The organism is Fortiea contorta PCC 7126, from assembly GCF_000332295.1.
GTDB lineage: Bacteria > Cyanobacteriota > Cyanobacteriia > Cyanobacteriales > Nostocaceae > Fortiea > Fortiea contorta.
In genome coordinates this window covers 862,395-884,234 of the sequence record NZ_KB235930.1, presented here as the reverse complement: position 1 = coordinate 884,234, position 21,840 = coordinate 862,395, and the positions used below count along the sequence as shown (strand labels likewise).

At 42.1% G+C, this 21,840-nt stretch carries 21 protein-coding genes; 8 read left to right on the top strand and 13 right to left on the bottom strand.

Annotation, left to right across the window (positions count from 1 at the left end; translation table 11 throughout):
• Positions 1 to 164: 164 nt before the first annotated feature.
• Positions 165 to 2,417 (bottom strand): amylo-alpha-1,6-glucosidase, encoded by a 2,253-nt coding sequence (locus tag MIC7126_RS0104180; protein WP_017651867.1) that lies wholly within the window; start codon positions 2,415 to 2,417, stop codon positions 165 to 167.
• Positions 2,418 to 2,884: 467 nt separating this feature from the next.
• Here MIC7126_RS0104180 and MIC7126_RS0104175 point away from each other — a divergent pair, with 467 nt between their 5' ends.
• Both MIC7126_RS0104175 and MIC7126_RS0104165 read left to right on the top strand, forming a co-directional pair.
• Positions 2,885 to 4,762 carry a Calx-beta domain-containing protein gene (locus tag MIC7126_RS0104175; protein ID WP_017651866.1) on the top strand — a complete coding sequence of 626 codons (1,878 nt, stop codon included), beginning with the start codon at positions 2,885 to 2,887 and terminating at the stop codon, positions 4,760 to 4,762.
• A 669-nt stretch (positions 4,763 to 5,431) separates the two neighbouring features.
• Positions 5,432 to 7,396, top strand: a complete 1,965-nt coding sequence (locus MIC7126_RS0104165; protein ID WP_017651864.1) for a DICT sensory domain-containing protein — start codon at positions 5,432 to 5,434, stop codon at positions 7,394 to 7,396.
• Here the strand turns inward: MIC7126_RS0104165 and MIC7126_RS31525 are convergent.
• The gene (locus tag MIC7126_RS31525) at positions 7,393 to 7,731 is read right to left on the bottom strand and encodes a hypothetical protein (RefSeq protein ID WP_238553601.1); all 339 of its coding nucleotides are present in this window, start codon (positions 7,729 to 7,731) and stop codon (positions 7,393 to 7,395) included. The genes MIC7126_RS0104165 and MIC7126_RS31525 overlap by 4 nt on opposite strands.
• Positions 7,655 to 7,861, bottom strand: coding sequence for a hypothetical protein (locus MIC7126_RS31815; RefSeq protein ID WP_017651862.1), 207 nt, complete (start codon positions 7,859 to 7,861; stop codon positions 7,655 to 7,657). Before MIC7126_RS31815 ends, MIC7126_RS31525 begins: the two co-directional genes overlap by 77 nt.
• A gap of 90 nt (positions 7,862 to 7,951) precedes the next feature.
• On the opposite strand from MIC7126_RS31815, the gene MIC7126_RS0104150 reads away from it, so the two are divergent.
• The 3 genes from MIC7126_RS0104150 to trpE are packed head-to-tail and all read left to right on the top strand — an operon-like array spanning position 7,952 to position 10,144.
• Positions 7,952 to 8,371, top strand: a complete 420-nt coding sequence (locus MIC7126_RS0104150) for a photosystem I reaction center subunit II PsaD (protein ID WP_017651861.1) — start codon at positions 7,952 to 7,954, stop codon at positions 8,369 to 8,371.
• A gap of 41 nt (positions 8,372 to 8,412) precedes the next feature.
• Complete coding sequence (locus tag MIC7126_RS29875) at positions 8,413 to 8,604, top strand: hypothetical protein (protein WP_085986994.1); 192 nt, start codon at positions 8,413 to 8,415, stop codon at positions 8,602 to 8,604.
• 28 nt (positions 8,605 to 8,632) lie between these two features.
• A complete protein-coding gene (gene trpE / locus MIC7126_RS0104145; protein ID WP_017651860.1) occupies positions 8,633 to 10,144 on the top strand; it encodes an anthranilate synthase component I in 1,512 nt (503 codons plus the stop codon).
• 650 nt (positions 10,145 to 10,794) lie between these two features.
• Here the strand turns inward: trpE and MIC7126_RS0104140 are convergent.
• Both MIC7126_RS0104140 and MIC7126_RS0104135 read right to left on the bottom strand, forming a co-directional pair.
• The gene (locus MIC7126_RS0104140) at positions 10,795 to 11,412 is read right to left on the bottom strand and encodes a Uma2 family endonuclease (protein ID WP_017651859.1); all 618 of its coding nucleotides are present in this window, start codon (positions 11,410 to 11,412) and stop codon (positions 10,795 to 10,797) included.
• A gap of 120 nt (positions 11,413 to 11,532) precedes the next feature.
• A complete protein-coding gene (locus MIC7126_RS0104135; protein ID WP_017651858.1) occupies positions 11,533 to 12,969 on the bottom strand; it encodes a hypothetical protein in 1,437 nt (478 codons plus the stop codon).
• Positions 12,970 to 13,128: 159 nt separating this feature from the next.
• Here MIC7126_RS0104135 and MIC7126_RS0104130 point away from each other — a divergent pair, with 159 nt between their 5' ends.
• Together MIC7126_RS0104130 and MIC7126_RS29025 are read left to right on the top strand one after the other, a co-directional pair.
• Positions 13,129 to 13,350, top strand: a complete 222-nt coding sequence (locus tag MIC7126_RS0104130) for a hypothetical protein (RefSeq protein WP_017651857.1) — start codon at positions 13,129 to 13,131, stop codon at positions 13,348 to 13,350.
• Positions 13,338 to 13,496 carry a hypothetical protein gene (locus MIC7126_RS29025; RefSeq protein WP_017651856.1) on the top strand — a complete coding sequence of 53 codons (159 nt, stop codon included), beginning with the start codon at positions 13,338 to 13,340 and terminating at the stop codon, positions 13,494 to 13,496. Before MIC7126_RS0104130 ends, MIC7126_RS29025 begins: the two co-directional genes overlap by 13 nt.
• Before the next feature lie 27 nt (positions 13,497 to 13,523).
• On the opposite strand, the gene MIC7126_RS0104120 is transcribed toward MIC7126_RS29025, so the two are convergent.
• The 4 genes from MIC7126_RS0104120 to MIC7126_RS0104105 all read right to left on the bottom strand — a co-directional run bounded on the left by MIC7126_RS0104120 (position 13,524) and on the right by MIC7126_RS0104105 (position 14,737).
• Positions 13,524 to 13,862: a type II toxin-antitoxin system HicB family antitoxin gene (locus MIC7126_RS0104120; RefSeq protein ID WP_017651855.1), complete on the bottom strand. Its 339-nt coding sequence runs from the start codon at positions 13,860 to 13,862 to the stop codon at positions 13,524 to 13,526.
• Positions 13,859 to 14,119: a type II toxin-antitoxin system HicA family toxin gene (locus tag MIC7126_RS0104115; RefSeq protein WP_017651854.1), complete on the bottom strand. Its 261-nt coding sequence runs from the start codon at positions 14,117 to 14,119 to the stop codon at positions 13,859 to 13,861. Before MIC7126_RS0104115 ends, MIC7126_RS0104120 begins: the two co-directional genes overlap by 4 nt.
• Positions 14,120 to 14,310: 191 nt before the next feature.
• Positions 14,311 to 14,523: a type II toxin-antitoxin system HicB family antitoxin gene (locus tag MIC7126_RS0104110; RefSeq protein WP_017651853.1), complete on the bottom strand. Its 213-nt coding sequence runs from the start codon at positions 14,521 to 14,523 to the stop codon at positions 14,311 to 14,313.
• A complete protein-coding gene (locus MIC7126_RS0104105; RefSeq protein WP_017651852.1) occupies positions 14,507 to 14,737 on the bottom strand; it encodes a type II toxin-antitoxin system HicA family toxin in 231 nt (76 codons plus the stop codon). Before MIC7126_RS0104105 ends, MIC7126_RS0104110 begins: the two co-directional genes overlap by 17 nt.
• Before the next feature lie 62 nt (positions 14,738 to 14,799).
• On the opposite strand from MIC7126_RS0104105, the gene MIC7126_RS30125 reads away from it, so the two are divergent.
• Entirely contained in the window at positions 14,800 to 14,937 is a 138-nt protein-coding gene (locus MIC7126_RS30125; RefSeq protein WP_154655826.1) for a hypothetical protein, read from the top strand.
• Positions 14,938 to 14,999: 62 nt separating this feature from the next.
• On the opposite strand, the gene MIC7126_RS0104095 is transcribed toward MIC7126_RS30125, so the two are convergent.
• From MIC7126_RS0104095 to MIC7126_RS0104080, 4 genes are all read right to left on the bottom strand, one after another.
• The gene (locus MIC7126_RS0104095) at positions 15,000 to 16,196 is read right to left on the bottom strand and encodes an AIPR family protein (RefSeq protein WP_017651850.1); all 1,197 of its coding nucleotides are present in this window, start codon (positions 16,194 to 16,196) and stop codon (positions 15,000 to 15,002) included.
• 267 nt (positions 16,197 to 16,463) lie between these two features.
• Positions 16,464 to 16,775: a HigA family addiction module antitoxin gene (locus MIC7126_RS0104090; RefSeq protein WP_017651849.1), complete on the bottom strand. Its 312-nt coding sequence runs from the start codon at positions 16,773 to 16,775 to the stop codon at positions 16,464 to 16,466.
• Between the two features lie 52 nt (positions 16,776 to 16,827).
• A complete protein-coding gene (locus MIC7126_RS0104085) occupies positions 16,828 to 17,403 on the bottom strand; it encodes a Uma2 family endonuclease (RefSeq protein ID WP_017651848.1) in 576 nt (191 codons plus the stop codon).
• Positions 17,404 to 17,464: 61 nt separating this feature from the next.
• Positions 17,465 to 21,451 (bottom strand): magnesium chelatase subunit H, encoded by a 3,987-nt coding sequence (locus MIC7126_RS0104080; protein WP_017651847.1) that lies wholly within the window; start codon positions 21,449 to 21,451, stop codon positions 17,465 to 17,467.
• Positions 21,452 to 21,840 lie beyond the last annotated feature (389 nt).

Below are 21,840 nucleotides of genomic sequence, written 5' to 3'. Positions count from 1 at the left end.
ATTAAAAATCTATAATTAAGGCAGGTAAACTAAAAAAATCCTGCCTTATCTTTTTCGTCGTACCAGTTGGAAAAAAAGAATGCGTTGGATAAACGGTAGAGACGAAGCAAAAGCAACGTCTCCAAAAGAGAATTAATTGTAACCTTCTGCTATGTCCAGCTTCCTTAAGCTTCAATCACTACTCTGAGATTTCCCCGTTTTTTCGCAACACGACAAGCAGTAGTGCTACCGGAACGCTCGAAATCTAAATCAAGGATGGTAGCACCAACTCGCAAATTATGGAATGACAGACGATTAATTGACTCTGGTAAAGCTGGATCAATGATGCGTAAGCAGTTATTCTGTGCATCAGGTACTAAATTCACAATCATTTGTAGCAGTTGGAAAATGCTACCAGTCGCCCAAGCTTGAGGACTACAAGCAACAGGATATTGTACAGGAGCTTGATCACCGTTGCGTTCATAGCCGCACAAAAGTTCTGGTGGACGTTGATATGGTTGCTGACCTGTCATATCAAATAACCCTTGGAATAATTCTAGGGCTTGATCGATTAAACCCAGCGATCGCAAACCCATGGCAATGATTGCGTTATCATGAGGCCAAACTGAGCCGATGTGATAACCCATAGGATTATAAGCTGGTGACAAACTACTCAGAGTGCGAATTCCCCAACCATTAAACATATCTGGTGCTCGCAACCGCTCTGCAACACTATAGGCTCTTTCGGATGTAAAGATACCCAACTGTAGACAATGACCAGGATTTGATGTTATGCTATTCACCTGATTTCCTTCACCGTCTAAAGCTAAAGCGCAAAAATCCTGGTCTTCCATCCAGAAGTCTTTGTTAAAGCGCACCTTTAAATTTCTTGCTTCTTCTTGCCAACGGTCTGCTAAATCCAGCCGCTTCTTCATTTTCGCAATTTCCGCCAAGCGTGTTTTCGCTGCGTAGACATAAGCTTGCACTTCACAAAGAGCGATCGCACCGTTAGCCAATTCTCCCTTACGATCTACAATACAATCACCGGAATCTTTCCAGCCTTGATTAGTTAAACCGCGTTTAGATCTCCGAGAATAGCTGAGGTAGCCATTTTGTGGAGTATTGCGATCAATCCACTCCATTGCGGCTAGAGCATTTGACCAAAGTTGCTCTAAAGTTTCTAGATCGTTAGTCCAGACATAATACTCAGCATACAGCATCAGCCATAGCGGAGTTGCATCGATAGTACCATAATAAGGTGTGTGAGGAATTTCGTGACAACGAGCCATTTCCCCCAAGCGCAATTCGTGTAAAATCTTACCTGGTTCCTCCTCGCGCCATTCATCGTCAGTTTGACCTTGATATTTTGCTAATAAAATCAAAGTTTCTTTGGCGATTTGCGGGTTTAGCATTAAACATTGGGAAGCCGTAATCAGGGAATCTCGCCCAAATAGCGTTGAAAACCAGGGAACACCTGCAGAAACTGTCTGATTTTTCCCGAAAGATTGGCGTAACAAATACATATCTTGCTCGGCCCGCTCAATCACTCGATTGAAAATAGTTTTATCTGAGCTAATGCGTGTAATTTGTTGTACCCATTGCTGCTCTTCCATTAACTCAGCAGCTTTAGCCTGTGCTAAGGTAACAGCTGCACTGACTGTGGAACTAGATTGATTATTTCTCAACAAATTGACTCGATAACCCAACTTTTGGGTGGCGTGAGAAGCTAATTCTAGCTGCCAAACTGCAGTGTAACCTTTAAAATAATCTGGTGGTCGATGTTGGAACTGAATGCGAGATTCCATTAATAAACCATCCAAGCCTTGATAAGCGAGTGTCAAAGCTTCTTGAGTTTGCACAGTGAAAACACTTTCATCACCAGTCGATTCAACTAGGCGTAGTATTTTACCACGTTTTTCTCTGTCGTAGCCTCGGACTTCAAATAAATCCCAAAAATCAGCGTCAAAACTGACACTAAGTTCAAAGCTAGCGGTGGTGGTGCTGTAGTTAGATATTTCTAATTCTTCAAAAAATGCGCCATTGAGGACAATTTCTCGGCGAATTCCGATGGTTTCGGCTTTCAGCCCTTCTTCAATGGTGGGGTTAGTGCACAAAACTGAGAGTGAAAACCCTTTTTCTGCCGTACTGTTGAGTAGGATAGGCGATCGCCCGGCAATTTGCAATTCCAAACGGCTTAAGAATCGCGTATCGCAGCAAAATAGCCCCATGCTCGGGTTCCCATCTTTGAGAGAACAACCGGAAATATTCCCAATCGTATCTGTTACCAAAAACAAATCATCATCTTTGAGAGTCAGAGTCGGTTGTGGTCTTTCACTGACAACACAAGGCCACTCTGGGATAGGTAATTGTTCTGCAGGAATAAAAGTTTTTCCTTCCAGGAAAATTGTTTCTGTGTGCTTGAGTGTATCCAATGTCATTAGCTAATTTCCGTGTATTGTTCTAAATTTTTGCACTCTCGTCAGCCACCAACAGACCAAGACGCTCACTAAAGCTACTTTGATCCGTTTACGCCAAAAATCATCCTGACATACTGCTAGCAAAAAGGCAGCTATCAAAATTCGTATAAAAAAATGTATGTAAATGTATATAAAGTTATATTTTTTTAATTTTTTTTAAGCATAACAAAAGAAAATAGTTAAAAAATATAGTGCTTAAGTTTGTGTAAAACTCGACTTCATGATAGTTAATAAAATATCCAATACCATTTCACGTTAATGATCATACACATAAATCCTGTAGGAACTAAGCAAAACTAACGTTTCTACAACAAAAATGTGTGTCACGTGTAAACAGAATTGGTATCGCCAATAACACTGAGAATATTTACATAAAAATTACTGACATTACGTTATCAGTCCTAAAACGCATCTGAGGAAAATAATTCATGACACTCAATGTGCTGAATGTACAAAATGCAAATGTTACTGTTGAAGCAGGGCGTGGTCAAAGAGAAATAATTAGATTTCAAATAACTCTATCACAACCTAGCGACATCGAAACCACAGTTAAATATACAACATTAGCTGGCACTGCTGTTGATGGATTTACTGGTAGTGACAAAAGAGATTATAAACCTATAACGGGCACTGTAACTTTTGCTCCTGGGGAAACATCAAAAGAAATTGCAGTAACAGTTTTTGGTGATAGACCAGTTAATTTGAGAACCGATAAAAATTTTGAAATTTTTGCCAGAGACATAGCCTATAGAAATTGGGGAGTCGGGGAAGATGTTGACCAAATTAATGGTAATTCACCTTACGGAGATTTAGGCTATCGAGTTGACACCTTTTTCAACGACACCACTACAGGTTTTCAAGCTGTGGGATTGACTTCTGATGAAAAATTCTTTTTACTAATTTCTGACCCAACTAATGCGGAAATTGTCACAGAAAGTCAAGCAGAAAAAACACGTTTACTCAAAGAATTAGAAACAGCTTTTGGTGGTAAAAATTCTTCAGCTTATCGTCAAGCAGAAGCAGTTATTGATGGATTAGAAGATACAGCTTGGACTTTTGCCACAGGAACTATTTACGATCAAGGAAAAGCTCCCATTCTTGCTGTTAGAGGAACAGATAGTAGTCAAGATATTCAGGATAACTTTAATCCCTTTGGTATTGGTTTCGCTCAATTTAGCAATAACCAAGCAGCTTTAACAGCATGGCTACAAAAAATTAGTCAACCATCAGACGCAAACGTTTCTTTTAAACCTCACATAACTGGTGCAAGTTTGGGTGGTGCTTTAACTCAATGGGTTGCTTCTGCTTACTCCTCAGTTGGTAAATTAGGAGATATTGTGACTTTCAATGCTCCAGGAATTTCTAGAGCAGGGGCTGATAGTTTTAATTTTGAGCAAGTAGAAAGAGTAACTCATTACATTAGTGCAATTGATGTTGTCAGTTTATCAGGAGAAAAATTCATTGCAGGCGAATATATTTTATCTGACTATCTGTCAGGGCCAAATATTAATTTTGAGCATTTACACCCAGTAATAATTCCGGAAATAGCAGGGAGCGGTCTGTTTAAACCAGAATCTTTATCACAAAGTTCGCCGTTATCAGTTGATCAATTAAATGATCCAAGATTTACATATCTTCCCGACCCAGATTATTTTGTCTTTTTGTTAATAGTCGCCAATAATGTCAGTCCAGTTTCGGCGGAGCAGTTAAAATTTCGAGGTACGGTAGAATCACTGCGACAAAATCCCCTAACAATCCCGCAATTAATCGCTATTAATAACGTTAATTATGGCGTTGAATTTGCTAAGGAAAATATTCAAGCTGCTTATAGCGCTGCTCAACATTGGTCAGATGCGGCTTGGGATGCTATTAAAAACTGGAAAGCAGATGCTTGGGCTGTTGCTAGTAAGTGGACACCAGAAATTTGGCAAACTACAACTTACTGGACGCCGGAGATTTGGCAAGGGACAATTCTATTAGGTGCAACTACTCGCACCACAGATATATTGTTGGGAAATACTAATGATTACCCCTTGGTGGGGGAATTGAGCAACTATACAACAGATAGTCTGGTTAGTAGTAGTGTTAGTGACCAATTTACTTATGCCGACAACGGTGATAGTAATGTGATTGTGTTGGCTCCACAACAGAATGATCTTGTGATCGTACAGGGTAGTTTTAACAATAACTTCCAGGTGGGAACAGACACAAATGCTATCGTTGCTCAAAACATTGTTGTCAATGGGGGCAATATGTTTTTAGAAACTGGCAATATAATTCTTAATACGGAAATGTCGTACACATAGCATCGAGTTAAAGCAAAGGAAATTTTGTCAACAGTAATCAAGCCCTGAATCAGGGGCTAATTGAGTATCAAATTTAGCAATATGTCTTCAGGGCACGGCGATCGCCAGATGATTTGCCCTCATCTACTGATTTATGATCATGGGGGCTTTTTTAATTGTTTAATCAAGTTATTAATTTTTATTAATTAAAATAATTTTATTTGTAGATTAATTTCACGTATACCATACAAATTGTAATTAATTTAGGGTGTGAACGCGGACAACTTTGTCACTAAACTTAAGTACTGAATTGTGCCTGATCTAGGCAAAAATGTATATTGGGCGTAGTAGCCTATTAAGTGAAACATTAATCTGCCAGGAAATGGATCAAAAAGACTTGGGTGAAGCACAGAGTGGCTGTGGCGAATGGCTATGCTATGTGTATGCTGATGACAAAGACATTGCTGTTTTTTGTGGTGGATTCGTCACTCAAGGCTTTTAAATTTGTCAAATAAGCTGTGTCAGCGCCTCCTATTTGCGAGTAAAACGCTGTATCTGCTTTTGCAGAAAGTCCTAGTCATGACTCTTTACATATCGCAACTGTCTGTTTAACTTGAGAGTCGGTTGTAATTTGTAAAATGCAAATGTGACGTGGATCTTGTCCAGATTGTGGCTCCTTTAACGATATTCATGAGCATTGCTACTTCCGTTCTGAGCGATCTGCTACAGTCCCTACCCTACCTGCGACCGCAGCTATATTTTAAAGCTTCACTAACAGCCCTCTCCCATGCGATGGAAGATCAGGTTTTGGCGGCAACTTTATTTGAGCCCCTAATCATCGCTAGCTTTCAACGAGAGCGATTTTATCGTCAAGAAGCTCACCGATACCAGCGGTTGGCAGAGCGAAGTAATCAAATATACGTGCTGTCGGCACCGGAAACAGATTTTACTAATAGTTCGGAATACTACGAGAAAGTGGCTTTCGAGCATGATGACGGTTTAACTCAAGAATGGCATTTGGTGGTGATTGCTGAGAATTATGCTACTTGCTTGGTTTGTCGAGAAAACCTGGGTTCCATTGCCAAAAATAAGCCATTCCCGGATGTTAACCCTGGGCTGGATATCGACACAGCACGGAGATTTGAGGGGATTTGGACTTCGGAGCGGGGGGTGAGCCTGAAAGCAGCGCAATTGCTTTTAGACAGAATTGAGATTTACAGACCTGATTTGGTGGGTAAAATTGGTGATGCTCGTCGGCGGTTTGGCTTGGGGGAACCGAGAAATTCTGGAGCCAAGCTGAACAGCGAATATGCTTGCGACATTGATACAGACCCGTTTGTGCAGCGCTTGGTAACTTATTTGCAAGCTAGTCAGTATAAATTACACAAGGCTTACCGTTCCATCGCCGCCCAAGCACGGAAAGAACGCTTAATTAATTCAATTAGTACCGCAATTCGTCGCTCGCTCGATCCTCATGAAGTGCTACAAGTCGCCGCCGAGGAACTAGGACAGCACATGGGCGCTGGTCGTTGTTTAATTTATCGCGCTCAGGCGACACAAGCCAAGGCGATTATTGAACATGAATTTTTGATGCCGGGTATTGTCTCAGTGTTTGGGCAAACTTGGGAGTTAGAAAACAATCCTTTATTTCGACAAATAGTCACCCAGGAAGAGGGAATTTGTGTTGCGAATACTTTGCTTGACCCGTTGATTAAGAATTCGGTAGCGCTGTCAGCGATCGCTAAAAAATTGGCGATTCGTTCTTGGGTGATGGAACCAGTTTTGTATCAAGGCAGACTGCTAGGAATAGTAGAATTACACTATTGCAATTTGCCTCCTCATGAATGCCAACCAGGAGAATTAGATTTAGTTAAAGCGATCGCTACTCAAGTAGGCGCAGCTTTTATTCAAGCAGAAGCTTACGCCAACCTAGAAGAACTAAACAAGCAGCTAGAAGCCCTAGACCGCACCCGCAGTAATCTCATAGCCATCACCGGACATGAACTGCGTACCCCCCTATCTACGATCCAAGTGTGCTTGGAGAGCCTCGCCAGTGAACCAGATATGCCCCAGGAATTGCAACAGGTAATGTTGGAAACGGCGCTTTCTGACTCGGAACGGATGCGGAAATTAGTGCAGGATTTTCTCACTCTTTCTAACTTAGAAAGTGGGCGGGTGGAATGGCACCCAGAATCTCTCGCTTTGGAAGAGTGTGTAGAACTTTCTCTGAGCCGACTCCGCACCCGCCCCACCATGGAAAAACCCCCCCAAATCAAAACTCAAATTGACCAGAATTTACCCTTGGTGAAAGCTGATGGTGATTGGTTAGTAGAAGTTTTAGCAAAATTGATTGACAACGCCTGTAAATTTACACCACCACAAGGCGAGATTAACATTCAAGCCCACCGCAACGGTAAACAGATGGTAGAAGTGACGGTGGCTGATACGGGACGGGGAATAGAACCGAATCGTCTAGAAATAGTTTTCGATCGCTTTTATCAAGAAGAAGGAGCCTTGCGACGCACCACCAGCGGTACTGGTTTAGGGCTAGCAATTTGTCGCCAAATTGTCAACGGTTGGGGCGGCGAAATTTGGGCAGAATCTACAGGCAAAGACCAAGGTAGTCAGTTTCACTTTACCATTCCCATTGTTTAAAGCAGTTTGATCGGGAGGTGGGGAGTGTGGGGAGTGTGGGGAGTGTGGGGTGATGGGGAGGTGGGGTGATGGGGAGTGTGGGGAGTGTGGGGAGTGTGGGGAGTGTGGGGAGTGTGGGGAGTGTGGGGAGTGTGGGGAGTGTGGGGAGTGTGGGGAGTGTGGGGAGTGTGGGGAGTGTGGGGAGTGTGGGGAGTGTGGGGTGATGGGGAGGTGGGGAGGTGGGGAGAAAAAGAATTGAAGAATTGATGCTGACGCTTGCTATCTTCTCCTTCCTCCCACACCTCCCACCCTTCCCACACCTCCCACACTTCCCCCTCCTCCCACACCTCCCACACTTCCCCCTCCTCCCACACCTCCCACACTTCCCCCTCCTCCCACACCTCCCACACTTCCCCCTCCTCCCACACTTCCCCCTCCTCCCACACCTCCCACACCTCCCACACTTCCCCCTAACCCCTTCTTCAATGACTAAAAACTGTTACAGTCTATGACGCGATCGCAATATGATCCTGGCGACGGTGTTACGATGCCCTAAAAACGTTGAGAGACTTCTTTATGGCAGACACACTCTCTGGACAAACTCCACTATTCGCAGGCAGCACTGGCGGCTTGCTCACTAAGGCTATAGAAGAGGAAAAGTACGCTATCACTTGGACTAGCCCTAAAGAGCAAGTGTTTGAATTGCCTACAGGTGGCGCGGCTACTATGCGCCAAGGCGAAAACCTCTTGTACATTGCTCGTAAAGAATACGGCATTGCATTAGGTGGTCAACTCCGGAAATTCAAAATCACAGACTACAAAGTTTACCGGATTTTGCCAAGCGGTGAAACAACTGCTATTCACCCAGCTGATGGTGTCTTCCCTGAAAAGGTAAATCAAGGTCGGGAAACAGTCCGCTTTGTACCCCGCAGAATCGGTCAAAATCCTAGCCCAGCACAACTCAAGTTTAGTGGTAAAGCTACTCATGATGCTTAGGGGCTAGAAATTAGGGTTGAGGGAGTAGGGAGTGTGGGGAGGTGTGGGAGGTGTGGGAGGTGTGGGAGGTGTGGGAGGTGTGGGAGGAAGGAGAAGACGGGGAAGATTACAAGCGTAAGCATAAATTCTTTTTCTCCCCATCTCCCCATCTCCCCATCTCCCCATCTCCCCACCCTCCCCACACTCCCCACACCTCCCACACCTTCCCCTCTTCCCTCTTCCCTAACCCCTAACTCCTCCTCCCTATTCCCAAATTTTTCTATGATATTTCCCGATTTTGACCAGTTTCAAGAATTAGCTAAACAAGGTAACTTTGTTCCGGTTTATCAGGAATGGGTAGCAGACTTAGATACGCCTGTATCTGCTTGGTATAAAGTCTGTGCTGGTCAACCTTATAGCTTTTTGTTGGAATCGGTGGAAGGTGGAGAAAAGTTGGGACGTTATAGTTTACTCGGTTGTGACCCGTTGTGGGTGTTGGCAGCTAGGGGAGACAATACAACCCAGACACACCGCGACGGTTCTCAAGTAGTTTTTGCGGGCGACCCTTTTACAGCTTTGGCTGCTTGTTTAGCACCTTATCATCCAGTCAAGTTACCACAATTGCCACCGGGAATAGGTGGTTTATTTGGGTTTTGGGGCTATGAATTGATTCACTGGATTGAACCGCGGGTGCCAATTCATGCTCAGGATGAACGTAATATCCCGGATGGGCTGTGGATGCAGGTAGACCACTTGTTAATTTTTGATCAAGTGAAGCGCAAAATTTGGGCGATCGCTTATGCTGATTTACGTGAGGCAGAAGCATCTGTAGCTTATCAACAAGCGTGCTCCCGCGTCAGTCAAATGGTGGACAAGCTATCTTTACCTCTGTCACCAGAAAAAACTATCTTTTCTTGGACTCCTCCCTCTGGGTCTATCTCGACCACAACAACAGCAGAATATACCAGCAATTTCACTCGTCCTGAATTCTGTGCCAGTGTACAAAAAGCGAAGGAATATATTATAGCTGGGGATATTTTTCAAGTTGTCATCTCCCAACGATTATCTACAGCATATACAGGCGACCCCTTCGCCCTTTATCGTTCTCTACGTCAGATTAATCCTTCGCCGTACATGGCGTACTTTAATTTTCAAGATTGGCAAATTATCGGTTCTAGTCCGGAAGTGATGGTGAAAGCTGAACGAGATGTAGATGGTGACGTCATCGCTACAGTCCGCCCAATTGCGGGGACACGTCCACGAGGTAAAACTAGCAAAGAAGATGCAGCTTTTGCTGAGGATTTACTCCAAGACCCCAAGGAAATCGCTGAACATGTGATGTTAGTTGATTTAGGGCGAAATGATTTAGGGCGGGTTTGCGAAAGCGGTAGCGTCAAAGTTGATGAATTAATGGTGGTGGAGCGCTATTCCCATGTGATGCATATTGTTAGCAATGTGGTGGGTGAATTAGCAAAGCATAAAACTGCTTGGGATTTATTAAAAGCTTGCTTTCCCGCAGGAACTGTGAGCGGCGCACCTAAGATTCGGGCGATGGAAATTATCAACGAATTAGAACCTAGTCGGCGGGGTGTGTATTCTGGTGTGTATGGATATTACGATTTTGAGGGACAATTAAATAGTGCGATCGCTATTCGCACAATGGTAGTACAAGATCAAACTGTCAGTGTCCAAGCTGGTGCAGGTTTAGTAGCTGATTCTGACCCAGAGAAAGAGTTTGAAGAAACTCTCAATAAAGCTAGGGGTTTGTTAGAAGCCATTCGCTGTCTACGTTAAATTTCTCTAGCGTGAACAGTTTTAACCATTAGAAAATTTTTCGCAAATTGAACGTGAGCAATTGATTGCAAACAAGCCGGGATTGTCAAGCTGTATTCGCATGTTCTCGGTTTCACATTCACACTAAATCTACTGAAAGCAGAAAGCATTTCTTGCAAATGAGAAAGCAAACTCCGCTTTGCTTGCTAAATCTACTGAAAACAAAAAGCAAACTCCAGTTTACTTGCTAAATCTACTGAAAACAGAAAGCATTTTTCGCAAATGAGAAAGCAAACTCCGGTTTGCTTGCTAAATCTACTGAAATGAGAAAGCATTTTTAGCAAAAGAGAAAGTAAACTCCGGTTTGCTGATTGTAGAAAGCTATTCTATGAGAAACTATTTATAAAATAAATCTTAAGTAGGGTGTGTTAGGCGCATATTTTATGCTAATTTTTGACGCGAGCAGTTATCAAAGCGTCTAACGCACCATTATATCCGGCGGTGCGTTAGGCTGAAGCCATAACACACCCTACACTAATTTTATTTTTACTATGGCGCTCGCTCAACTTCTCGCTTTATGGGTGGGGTAATTTCATACTTCATACTTCATACTTCATACTTCAGACTAGCCTGCGGCAAGCCGCCTTTCAGGCGTCTACATACTTTATACTTCAGCCTTTAGTTGACCGAGGAAGAATATCATCTAGGTACAATTGAAGACGAGGCAAAAGTGGTGATTTTATTAATTGATTTAATCGATATTGTTGTTGAGTATAAGTGTCTTCAACCAATTGACAGACAGTGAAGGTAGGTTGTTTAGGTTTACCAATAAATGCGACTCCACCTAATCCACGATAATCGACAATCCAATATTCAGGAATACCCAACAATGCATACTCTTCCACTTTGCGAGCATAATCAGTTTCCCAATTAGTACTAACAACTTCCACCACCAGTTTAATTGAGCGCCCCAGCGTAATTACAGGTTCTCGCTCCCAAAGAGGTTCACGGTCAAGAACGGTTTCATCAAGAACGATAACATCAGGACGACGAACCGTAGCTGCATCCGCGAAAGGATAAATTAAACAAGTGCGAGGAATAAACCAAGAAAGTTGTTCAGCAACAAGATGTATTTCAATTTGAGTTGCAAGTTTACCACTCACCGTTTCGTGAGGGCCAGTGGGTTCCATGTCAATTAGTTCTCCATCTGCTAATTCATAGCGGGGATGCTCTCGATATTGCGAGATAAAATCTTCTTTAGTGAGGGTTTTTTGGGAGATATATGTCATTGAGTCAATCTCCTGAAAGTATATTGTTTTGATTATAAAAGGGAAATCTTAACAGTTCCTGAGTTGTTGCCTGTTCCCTGTTCCCTACCCTTACGAGAGGACTTTTTCAGCAAGCCCTAGTTACTTTGAACTATGAAGATAAACATAGCGCATTTCAAAACGACTTTGTTCCCATAGTGGTAATAAAGCTTGCTTGGCTAAATTAATTTGTGCTTGCGAGAAATTGATATTACCATTTTCGATGATCCAGATAAATATCCGAGTGATTGCATTAGCGTTGTGACTACTTTCAACTTCACAGTTATTGATTCTGTCTACTTGTTCATCTAAATAACTCAAAACTGTTTTCAAATTTCTGGTTGTTCTTTGTTCTGTTGCGAGACTTTTTCGAGCAACGTGACGTAAGTTTCCCAAAATATATTCTATACCTGCGATCGCTGAATCAGTGTGCCGAATTAAATCTGTAAATGCTTGATAATATGGATGTAATAATACAGTAGATATAGTTTCTTGATGAATATTGAGCCAAACTTGAATATCCCGTAAATAAGGTAATAAATCTGGGATATCATTAATATCTTGTATTGTTAAATGTGCAAATTTAAAATTGATGATTTCTTGTTGTAATTCATCAATCATTGATTGATTTTGTGGTGCATAATATTCAATTACTGTAGGAATATATTTATTTAGTAACCACTCTTTAGTATATTTAGCTGTCCAAGTTCCTCTTGTACCAATACTTTGTGACCATAGAGAGTTTTTTGCTTTAGTTAATGATTGAAAATGCACTTCATTGATTACATATAATATATTTATTTTAATTTTTTCTCCTAAAGCGCAGAAGCTATCAATTTGCGGACAAATGAATGCATGATCGCGGATACCTCGACTGATACGAATTGATGCATCTTCTTGATGAAAGATATGCCATGCTGATTTTCCTTGAATATAATCAAATTCATTAGCAAACTTATACATTAGCTCCCACAATGGTTGTTCAACTGCAAATAAATGAAAGCCGCGAACACATCCAAATTCAATAAACTTTAACTCCCAAGTTTCCAGATTATTCTCGAATTCAACAATGGCGGTTTTATATGCTTGACAAATGATATCAATGCAAGAACATAAATCTGTGGTTTCAATTGCCGATAAAATAACTGTTGTTTGACCTAAAGATACTTCAAAACTATTTGCAGTTAATTGCTGGATAAAAGGGCGACATCTAGCATTTGGTTGAGTATTTAGCCCTATCATTAATTGAGTTAAAATATTGTGATGATTAAGGCTAATTTTTAGCCCTCTAAAAAATAGATTGCTAAACTCAATTTGACAATCACCTTGTTTGAGAAACTGGGGTAAATTGCAGGCGATCGCTACTTTGGGTTGGACAACAATTAAGCGGTCATCTTCTTTGATAATGGCTGGTTGAAAATCATATTTTGCTAACAAGTCTTGCCAACCTGGATAAATATCATCTAAATTGGGAAAAAAGCGATAATCAAAATTTTGTATCCATTTGACCAATTCTGCAATTGATTCTGGCGTTGACATTTGATAATTAACCTATGGATATAAATTTCTAGCAATTTATATTGCTTGTCTCATAGGTAATTTATCAAGCCGATTTATATATTGGAGTGATGGTAAATACTTTTGCTGAGTAGCAATGTATATTAGATTTAAAAGCAGAAAATTAAAAGTGTAAATTTTATGTCAAATTATCAAGAAATACTACAGCAAGCTAAAAACTTAACTCCTGAAGAACAAATACGCTTAATTGAAGACTTGTCAAGATTAATTCGTCAACAGGTGACTATCGCATCTAAACCAAAGCGTAGCATTCTAGAATTACGCGGGTTGGGTAAAGAAATTTGGAATGGTATTGATGCTCAAGAATACGTCAATCAGGAACGTGATTCATGGAATGGCTAATCCAGCTACAGGGGAAAATTGTCGGATTAGATACTGCACCACTAATTTACTTTATTGAAGAAAATCCTAATTATTTGCATGTTACAGATGCTTTCTTTGAAGCGATGTTTAGTGGTGACTTTAGTGTTGTAACAAGGGATAAGTGACTAAGTACTATATTTACTCAATATTAATTAGGTATTGATTATTTTATCCGCAGCCTTAGTTAAGATTTCATCCATCCAAGCATTTATACTTTTTCCAGCCTTTTTAGCAGCAATAAATATTTTGCGGTGATGTTCTGGAGTTGTGCGAAATGGAAGTTTACCAGAGAATGGTTTATCAGGTTCCTCTCCTAGTTCTTCACAAAAAGCTAGATAATCATCAACAGAATTTTGGAATTCTTGACGCGCTTCATCTACAGTTTTTGCTTTAAAGGTAATCACGTCATTAATATCTAGAACTTGACCAAAAAGTATTCCGGCTTCTACATCTACTTCTAGGCTAGCTGTGTATCCTTTATAAGTAATCATATTTCAATTCCTGCCTTAATCAAAAATTCTCTAACAGATTTAACTGCTCCTTTATCTGTCTCATTTTGCGGATGCGGTTCATGAAAAACAGCTTTCATATCATTTAATTTCACTCGAACCCGCGAACCTCTACCTTGAGTAATATCAGCACCTAGAGCGATAAACAAACTTTCGATATCTTTCCAAAGAATATTAGATGGTAGAGGATTTGTAAAAATTAACTCTAAAATCTGACGTTGTTTGTTATTGAGATCCATTTAATCAATACAATTACAGCCATCTGACGTTAAGTTGAGCATAGTCCTTATTTTAAGGATATCATAATATGATATCGTTAGAATGATAAGGATAATCGCTTTGCCTCTTTGGGGTTCTTTGGATTTAGTAAGTGATCAAGCGGAAATGATATGATACGTTGGATGATTACAGCACGGGATAAGTTGCTATACTAGGCGGATATCAAACGCTGTCTCGGTTCAGGAATTTTACGTCCTAACTCTTGAGCAGTTTCTATCCATTCCTGCATAATAATTTCTACATTTTGCAGTGCTTGTTGATAAGTTTCGCCATCAGCAGCGCATCCAGGTAATTCTGGAACCTCGGCGATAAATGCTTGGTCTTCTTCACTCCAGTAGAGAATAATTTCATAATGAAGCGTCATCTTGCTCTCCTAGCTGGTACTTGAGAATTACTGCACGGACTTGTTTAACTTGATATGCTTTGGCTTGAGAACCTTGAGGTTGTAGGTTCAGAATTTCTGCGATTCCCTCTTGAGTAAAAATATGGTGACTTCCGCGAATACGTTCATCAAATCCTAAACTGCATAAAAGTTCACATAGTTGCGTAAATGGAATGTTTGCATCAGATGTACCCAATAAAATTTTAGCCAGGAGCTTGTCTTTTTGACTCGCAATTTATGATCTTATTCACTTAAGTATTGATAATAACCGAAAGCGATGTCTATGACGGGCGTAGCTACAGCCTTGCAGAACACCTCAAAAAAAGCGATCGCCTGCTGTGGAAGAGTGAGTGCAATCGCCTTACAGAAAATCTCAAAAATAAAGCGAGCGATTAGTAAAATTTCAGACAAAATAGGCAATAAAGCCCTGAGAATCATCTCAAGGGCTTTGTTGTGACTTAAATTTGAACGAATTGCATTGCCACCATGTTAGTTAATGTTGACCAAGTGGATTTTGAACGAGCAAAAGCAGACGCGCTGCTACGACCCTCACTTCTGTATGTATCCCATAAGCGATCAACCAACTGAGGTCCCCACTCTTCCCACAATTCTTCTACAGGTTTAGTCCATTCCCCATCCCTAAGCAGGACACGGAATGCAGCAAGAACCGGCATATAAAATATTTCACCAATAGTTAGAGAAATTTCAGCACCTGTTATCAGCTTCATTGGCTTTTGACTACAGCCACTAACCTTAGAAATGACAATCTTTTTGCCATTTGCTCCAGTGGAGTTAACCTTGCCGTTCACCTTAACATGCTGTTCCATAATTTTCTGCTCTAACCAGAGAATATCTTTGAGCAGTGGAATTACTTCCTTATAATCCTCTTGTTTCCACCCTTGTACAAGGCTTCCAGGTGAAGAATATGCTTTGAGCGGATGTTTATCCAGGCGAAAATCAAAAAGTTTATTATTAACAAGAGACAAACGCCGAACTAAATCTGTGACATCGTAACTAGCTTTTTCATCAATATCAGAATCTTCATTTGGTTTAAACAAAACGTTATTACGATACTGTTCAGGCAAAGCTTCCTCAATTGGCTTCCAGTCGTGAGCTAAATTTTTCAAAGCATAGAGAGGAACAGAAAGACTCAAGTTACGAGAACGACTGATATTTTTGATCTCATCTTCATCAATACCAACTGCCACACAAACCTGTACATATGCACTAGTAATCTTCGGATATGATTCACCGCGCTTATGCTTCCCATGCATTGCGTGCATCAAAGACTTGTAAGTATGACCTCCATTTAAGACACCATGGCCAAGAAAATCACCCTCATCATCACTGCTGGGTGCGTTAAGTTTCATCTTTACCGTAAAGTCCCCACCTTCGCCCCTCGTTGCCTTTATATGATCTGCGATCAGCATGATGCCGCTGTTATAAAGAACGAATTTCTCTGGCTCACTTGAAAGAGTCTTTAACATTGCCTTAGCTGGCTTTGCATCTAAGCTAGCGTTTCTGGCATTGGGGCCAAATGGTAAGCCTTGTGGAAGTTCTGATACAGGTAGAGTTATATTCCAAATTTCAGTCTCATCAGCTACGAAGGCACGACAAGCAGCCTTAGCTACAACAGAAAGTTCTAAGATTTGCATTTAAGATTCTTCATTTCGTTCAACAGAACACAGGTTCAACAGAACCACTCGTAAAACATATCACAGAATTAGCTCTTGTGCAAAAAGAGACGCGAAATTTCGCGTCTCTACATTCGGTATATCTACACAGTTATAACCTACTCTATCCCTTCAATCCGGTCTTCAACTTCTTGGTACAACTCGCGCAGCAAGTCTAAATTACTCTCGCTAGTCTCCCAATAACCGCGTCCATTCACTTCCAACAAAGTTGATACAATCTTATTTCTTCTAAACCAATGTTATGACTTGCTCATATTCTTCTTTATGGCTTTGCAAAGCATCCCAAAGGTCAACTTTTTGCTGAAGATTAAGCCACAGTCGTGGCCCATTTCCTAAAGCTTTACCAAGACGTATTGCTATATCTACTGTAACTGCTCTTTGACCATTAATAATTTCTTGAATTGTTTGATTAGATATTCCTAAAATTTCTGCAAAATTGGCGGTATTAATATCTAAATAATCTAAAATATCTGCAATTACTTCGCCAGGATGTATTGGCCTTACTAATCTATCATCAGTAATATCTTGCAAATTATCCATAATTAATACTCCTTAATCCCCAGGACTTGATATCTCAAAAGTCTGGTGATCATTACCAAATTGCTTCTAACTTCAAAACAAAACCTGGCAATACATCTTCCCCTGATAACGTCGCAGGTGAATTCAACACCTCAACTTCTTGACCTGGACGATAAATCTCTACTTGCCGAGATTTGCGATTAATTAATAAACCTAAACGCACACCATTATCTAAATATTCTCTCATCTTTTCCTGTGCAGCTTTCAAACTATCGCTCGGCGAAAGTAACTCAACTACAAAATCAGGACACAGTGGGAGAAATTTTATTTTTTCTTCTTGAGTTAGTGCATTCCAGCGTTCCAGTGGTAACCAAGAAGCATCGGGTGAACGGTCTGCACCATTGGGAAGTTTAAAACCTGTAGAAGAATCAAAGGCGATACCAGTGCCATCTTGATCTGACCAATTAAATAATTGTTGATTTAGTCTACCATTGCGATTTCCTGTTTCTCCCCCAGTGGGTGACATGATAATTAATTCTCCCGTCGCTGTGCGTTCAAACCTCAAATCACGGTTTGCCTGACATAGATTAAAAAATTGCTCATCTGTCAGTTCCAATACTGATTTAAAGTCTACTTTTAAAGCATTCATAATTGTACTGAGTACTCTGGATTGAAAAGTTAAGGCAGGCTGAAAGCCTGCCCAGTTAATCCTATTCTATCCCTTCAATCCGGTCTTCAACCTCTTGATACAACTCGCGCAGCAAGTCTAAATTACTCTCGCTAGTCTCCCAATAACCGCGTCCATTCACTTCTAACAAAGTAGAAACGACCTTGCGGAAAGAATGCGGATTGAGATTTAACAATCGATTCCGCATCGCTTCATCTTTGATGAAGGTTTCGTTAGTATCCTCATAAATCCAGTTATCCACCGCGCCGGCTGTCGCACTCCAACCCATTGTATTTACCAACCGCTTGGAGAGTTCGCGCACACCTTCATAACCGTGATTTAGCATCCCTTCGTACCATTTGGGATTTAATAATTTAGTACGGGCGTCTAAACGCACAGTTTCCGATAATGTCCGCACCTGTGCATTAGCTGTGGTGGTGTCTGCAATGTAAGATGCTGGTTTTTTTCCATCTCCACGCAGACTTGCAACTAACTTAGTGGGGTCAGAGTCGAAGTAGTGGGAAACGTCGGTTAAGCTAATCTCGGAAGAATCGAGATTTTGGAAAGTTGCATCTGCGGTTTTGAGAGTAGTTTCAAAAATCTGCCGGGATTCATCCATGATTCCGGGGTTATCGGAATTGAAAGCGAAGGATTTACGGTTGAGGTACATTTCCTGTAACTCGGCTTCGCTATCCCAAGTGCTGTTTTCTACAGCCAAGTTGATGTTGGATGAGTAGGAACCGGAAGCATTGGAGAAGACGCGAGTGGCTGCTTGACGCAGATTTATTCCCATGTCTTGGGCTTGTTGCAAAGCATGTTTGCGAACAAAGTTGAATTCTAAAGGTTCGTCTGCTTCTGCTGCCATCTTTACGCCTTGGTCTAACAGGTTCATTTGATTGATGAACAAGTCGCGGAAAACACCAGAACAGTTGATAACTACATCGATTCTGGGGCGTCCCAACTCGGCTAAAGGTATCAATTCCAACTTATTTACTCTTCCCAAGGCATCGGGAACTGGTCGCACACCAACCATCCACATGATTTGAGCTAGTGATTCCCCGTAGGTTTTAATGTTATCTGTGCCCCAAAGTACGCAGGCGATGGTTTCTGGCCATTTGCCGTCATTTTCGGCTTTATTCCTTGCCAATAACCGATCCACAACAATTTTCGCTGATTGGACAGCGGCGGTAGTGGGGATGGATTGGGGATCGAGGGCGTGGATATTTTTACCTGTGGGTAATACATCGGGGTTGCGGATGGGGTCGCCACCAGGGCCGGGGAGGATATATTCGCCTTCCAAACCTTGGAGAAGTCCGCCGAGTTCGTTATCTGCACAAACTTGTTTTAAGCAGAATTCTAAATATTCAAATACGGGTTTTAACGCAGAGGTGTCAACTTTGGTATAACCCAATTGATGTAATGCTTCTACCCAAGGTTCTTTTTTGCCCATATTGAAGAAATTCAACCGGGAAACGAGGGAAACTCGTCCTTCAGCGTCGGTTTGTTCTTTAACTAAGGCGCTAACTGCGGCGCGGGTGGCTAGGGTGATGTCTTGCAGTAGTTGGACATCTTCTAATATGCCTTTGTCGCTGTTTTGGTAAATTTCGTCTATGTTGCGACCGATGCTGTTGGCGATAATTCGCGGTAAGCTGATGATCTCTTCTTCTTGACGATCTAAGCTGGCGATGTTGACCAAAGTAGCGATCGCTTCTTCTGCAGTTGGCGGTTTACCAATAATATGCAATCCACAAGGTAACAGCCGCGATTCGATTTCCATTAACTTGCGGTAGACGCTGCCGACAATATTATCCCGCTCCTCAGCGTTCATATCTTTGGCGTCGGTTTGGGGCAAGTCGATATCTTTATCCAGGTTCACCATCCGACATTTGTCCATGATGGAGTTGACGATGGGGATACCGCGTCCACTATCTTTCAAGGTTTGGTAAGAAGCGATTAATTCGCTGAGTTCTTTTAGACCTTTGTATAAACCAGCATTCTCAGCGGGTGGGGTGAGGTAGGAAATTGTCTCGGCATAACTGCGGCGCTTGGCGATTGTTGCTTCGCTGGGATTATTGGCTGCGTAATAATACAGATTAGGAATTGTGCCAATTAAGTTATCAGGGTAACATTCCCCAGACATGCCCATTTGTTTACCGGGCATGAATTCCAAGGAACCGTGTGTACCGAAGTGTAGCACGGCGTCGGCTTGCCAAATCCGTTCTAGGTAGGTGTAATATGCTGCAAAACCGTGATGGGGACTGGCGGAACGGGAGAACAATAGCCGCATGGGGTCGCCTTCATAACCGAAGGTGGGCTGGACACCAATGAAGACATTTCCGAAGTGCTTACCATAAACCAGGAGGTTTTGTCCGTCGCTGTTGAGATGTCCTGGTGGTGGTCCCCAGTTTTCCTCTAGGCGTTGGGAGTAGGGGGTGAATTCCTCGTACTCTGGGACGGACATTTTATAGGCGATGTTTAATTCTGGGCTGGCGTACTGAGCTTGGGCGTCGTGGATGACTTCTTGCATCAAGGCTGCGGCTGATTCAGGTAATTCTGGTAAGTCGTAGCCGTTGTTTTTTAGCGCCTTCATCACCTCGAAAATGGAACCGAACACATCTAGGTATGCAGCAGTACCGACGTTACCTTTATCTGGTGGGAAGCTGAAAACGGTGATAGCAACTTTTTTGTCCAGCTTGGGTTTACGGCGGAGATTAGCCCATTTTAAAGCGCGTTGGGCGACTGCTTCGATGCGGTCTTGCAGGGCGATCGCTCTTCCTGTTGCACCATCTCTACCCGACATGATAATCGGTTCAATGGCTCCATCCAATTCGGGAATAGCAATTTGCAGCGCTACTTGAATGGGATGTAAACCCAAATCGCTATCCATCCACTCCTCTGTGGTTTGAAAAACTAGAGGTAACGCCACCATGTAAGGGCGATTTAACCGTTTGAGGGAGTCAATAGCTTTGGGATGGTCTTGTCTGGCTGGCCCACCCACCAAAGCAAACCCAGTTAAAGAAATTACCGCATCTACTATGGGTGTTTTGGTAGTCGGTTCATAGAAATAAGCATCCACTGGCTTGGAAAAATCCAGACCACCAGCGAACACTGACAATACTCGCGCCCCAAGTGATTCTAACTCCTGCACCATTGCGACGTAGTGGGCATCATCACCCGTGACTAAGTGGGTGCGTTGCAGGACTAAGCCAATACAAGGAGCTAAGGGGTCTTTGAGATCCGCAGGGATATCTTTACGACTGTTATACCAATTGAGGTACTCTCTCACATCCTCGAACATGTTCGGCGCTAGTGGATGCCAAATCCCTAAATCGGGATAAACGACGGGCGCTTGATATTCAACGGATGCAGAATTTTGTTTTTCTACATCTTTTAATACATATTTATCAGCCAGCATCAGCAAGAAGTTTTCCAGGTTTTCTGGCGAACCTCCCAGCCAATACTGAAAACTGAGCATAAAATTTCTCGCATCCTGTGCTTTGTCCATGGGTAGAAACTTCAGCACTTGCGGCAATGTCCGCAGTAACTTGAGCATTCCATCTTGGAATCCCGCACCGGATTTTTCTTTGCGTTTCCGCATGAATTGAGCGATCGCACTTTTGGACTGTCCCAACTGTGCTAAAGAAAAGCTGCCCATTTTGTTTAGGCGCATCACTTCTGGCATCGAAGGGAAGACAACCGATACATCCAAGCGATCGCGGTATGGTTCTACTGCTGCTACTACTTTCTGCGCTAAGTCTTCGATGAAAATCAGCGATGCAATGAAGATATTAGCACTCTCCATGTCCCGTTTGAACTCCGCGTAGTTCTCTGGGTCTCGGAGTTCTTCAATTAAATATCCGCTGATTTCAATCGCCAGGTTAGGGTGGCTCGCATTAATCGTGCTCACTGCTTGCGACAACGCACTCTGGTACTGGGACTCAAGCACGACATAGACCACCTTGATTAAATTACGTCCGCGTAAGTCATCAGGCGCAATATGTCTAATGGTGGACTTGACGTGGGTGAACATGCTTTCTTAGGCTCCTTTGATGCGCGTTCTCTAACAGAATCCCTAAACGACATCAGCCGTTTCAGGTGGTTTATGGTGTTCGGCAATAAGAGTTTTTTATCAGAAAATGCTTACACAATTGGCATTTTGTGGCTTATCTGACACAATTCGATATAAAAAACGCAATATTTCTTTGTACTTGTTGACTTTTTATCAAAGTACTTACTCACATCTATGTAAACAATTTGTAATATTTAGGACTTACGCATTGACACTACATCTTAAAAATGAATGGCCGCTCAAACCACATATTCCGTAGGGGCACAGCATTGCTGTGCCCTCTGTGCCTCTGTGCCCTCAAGAGCACAAGTCTGTTGACGATCAAAGTCATAGAACAATTCCCATTGAGA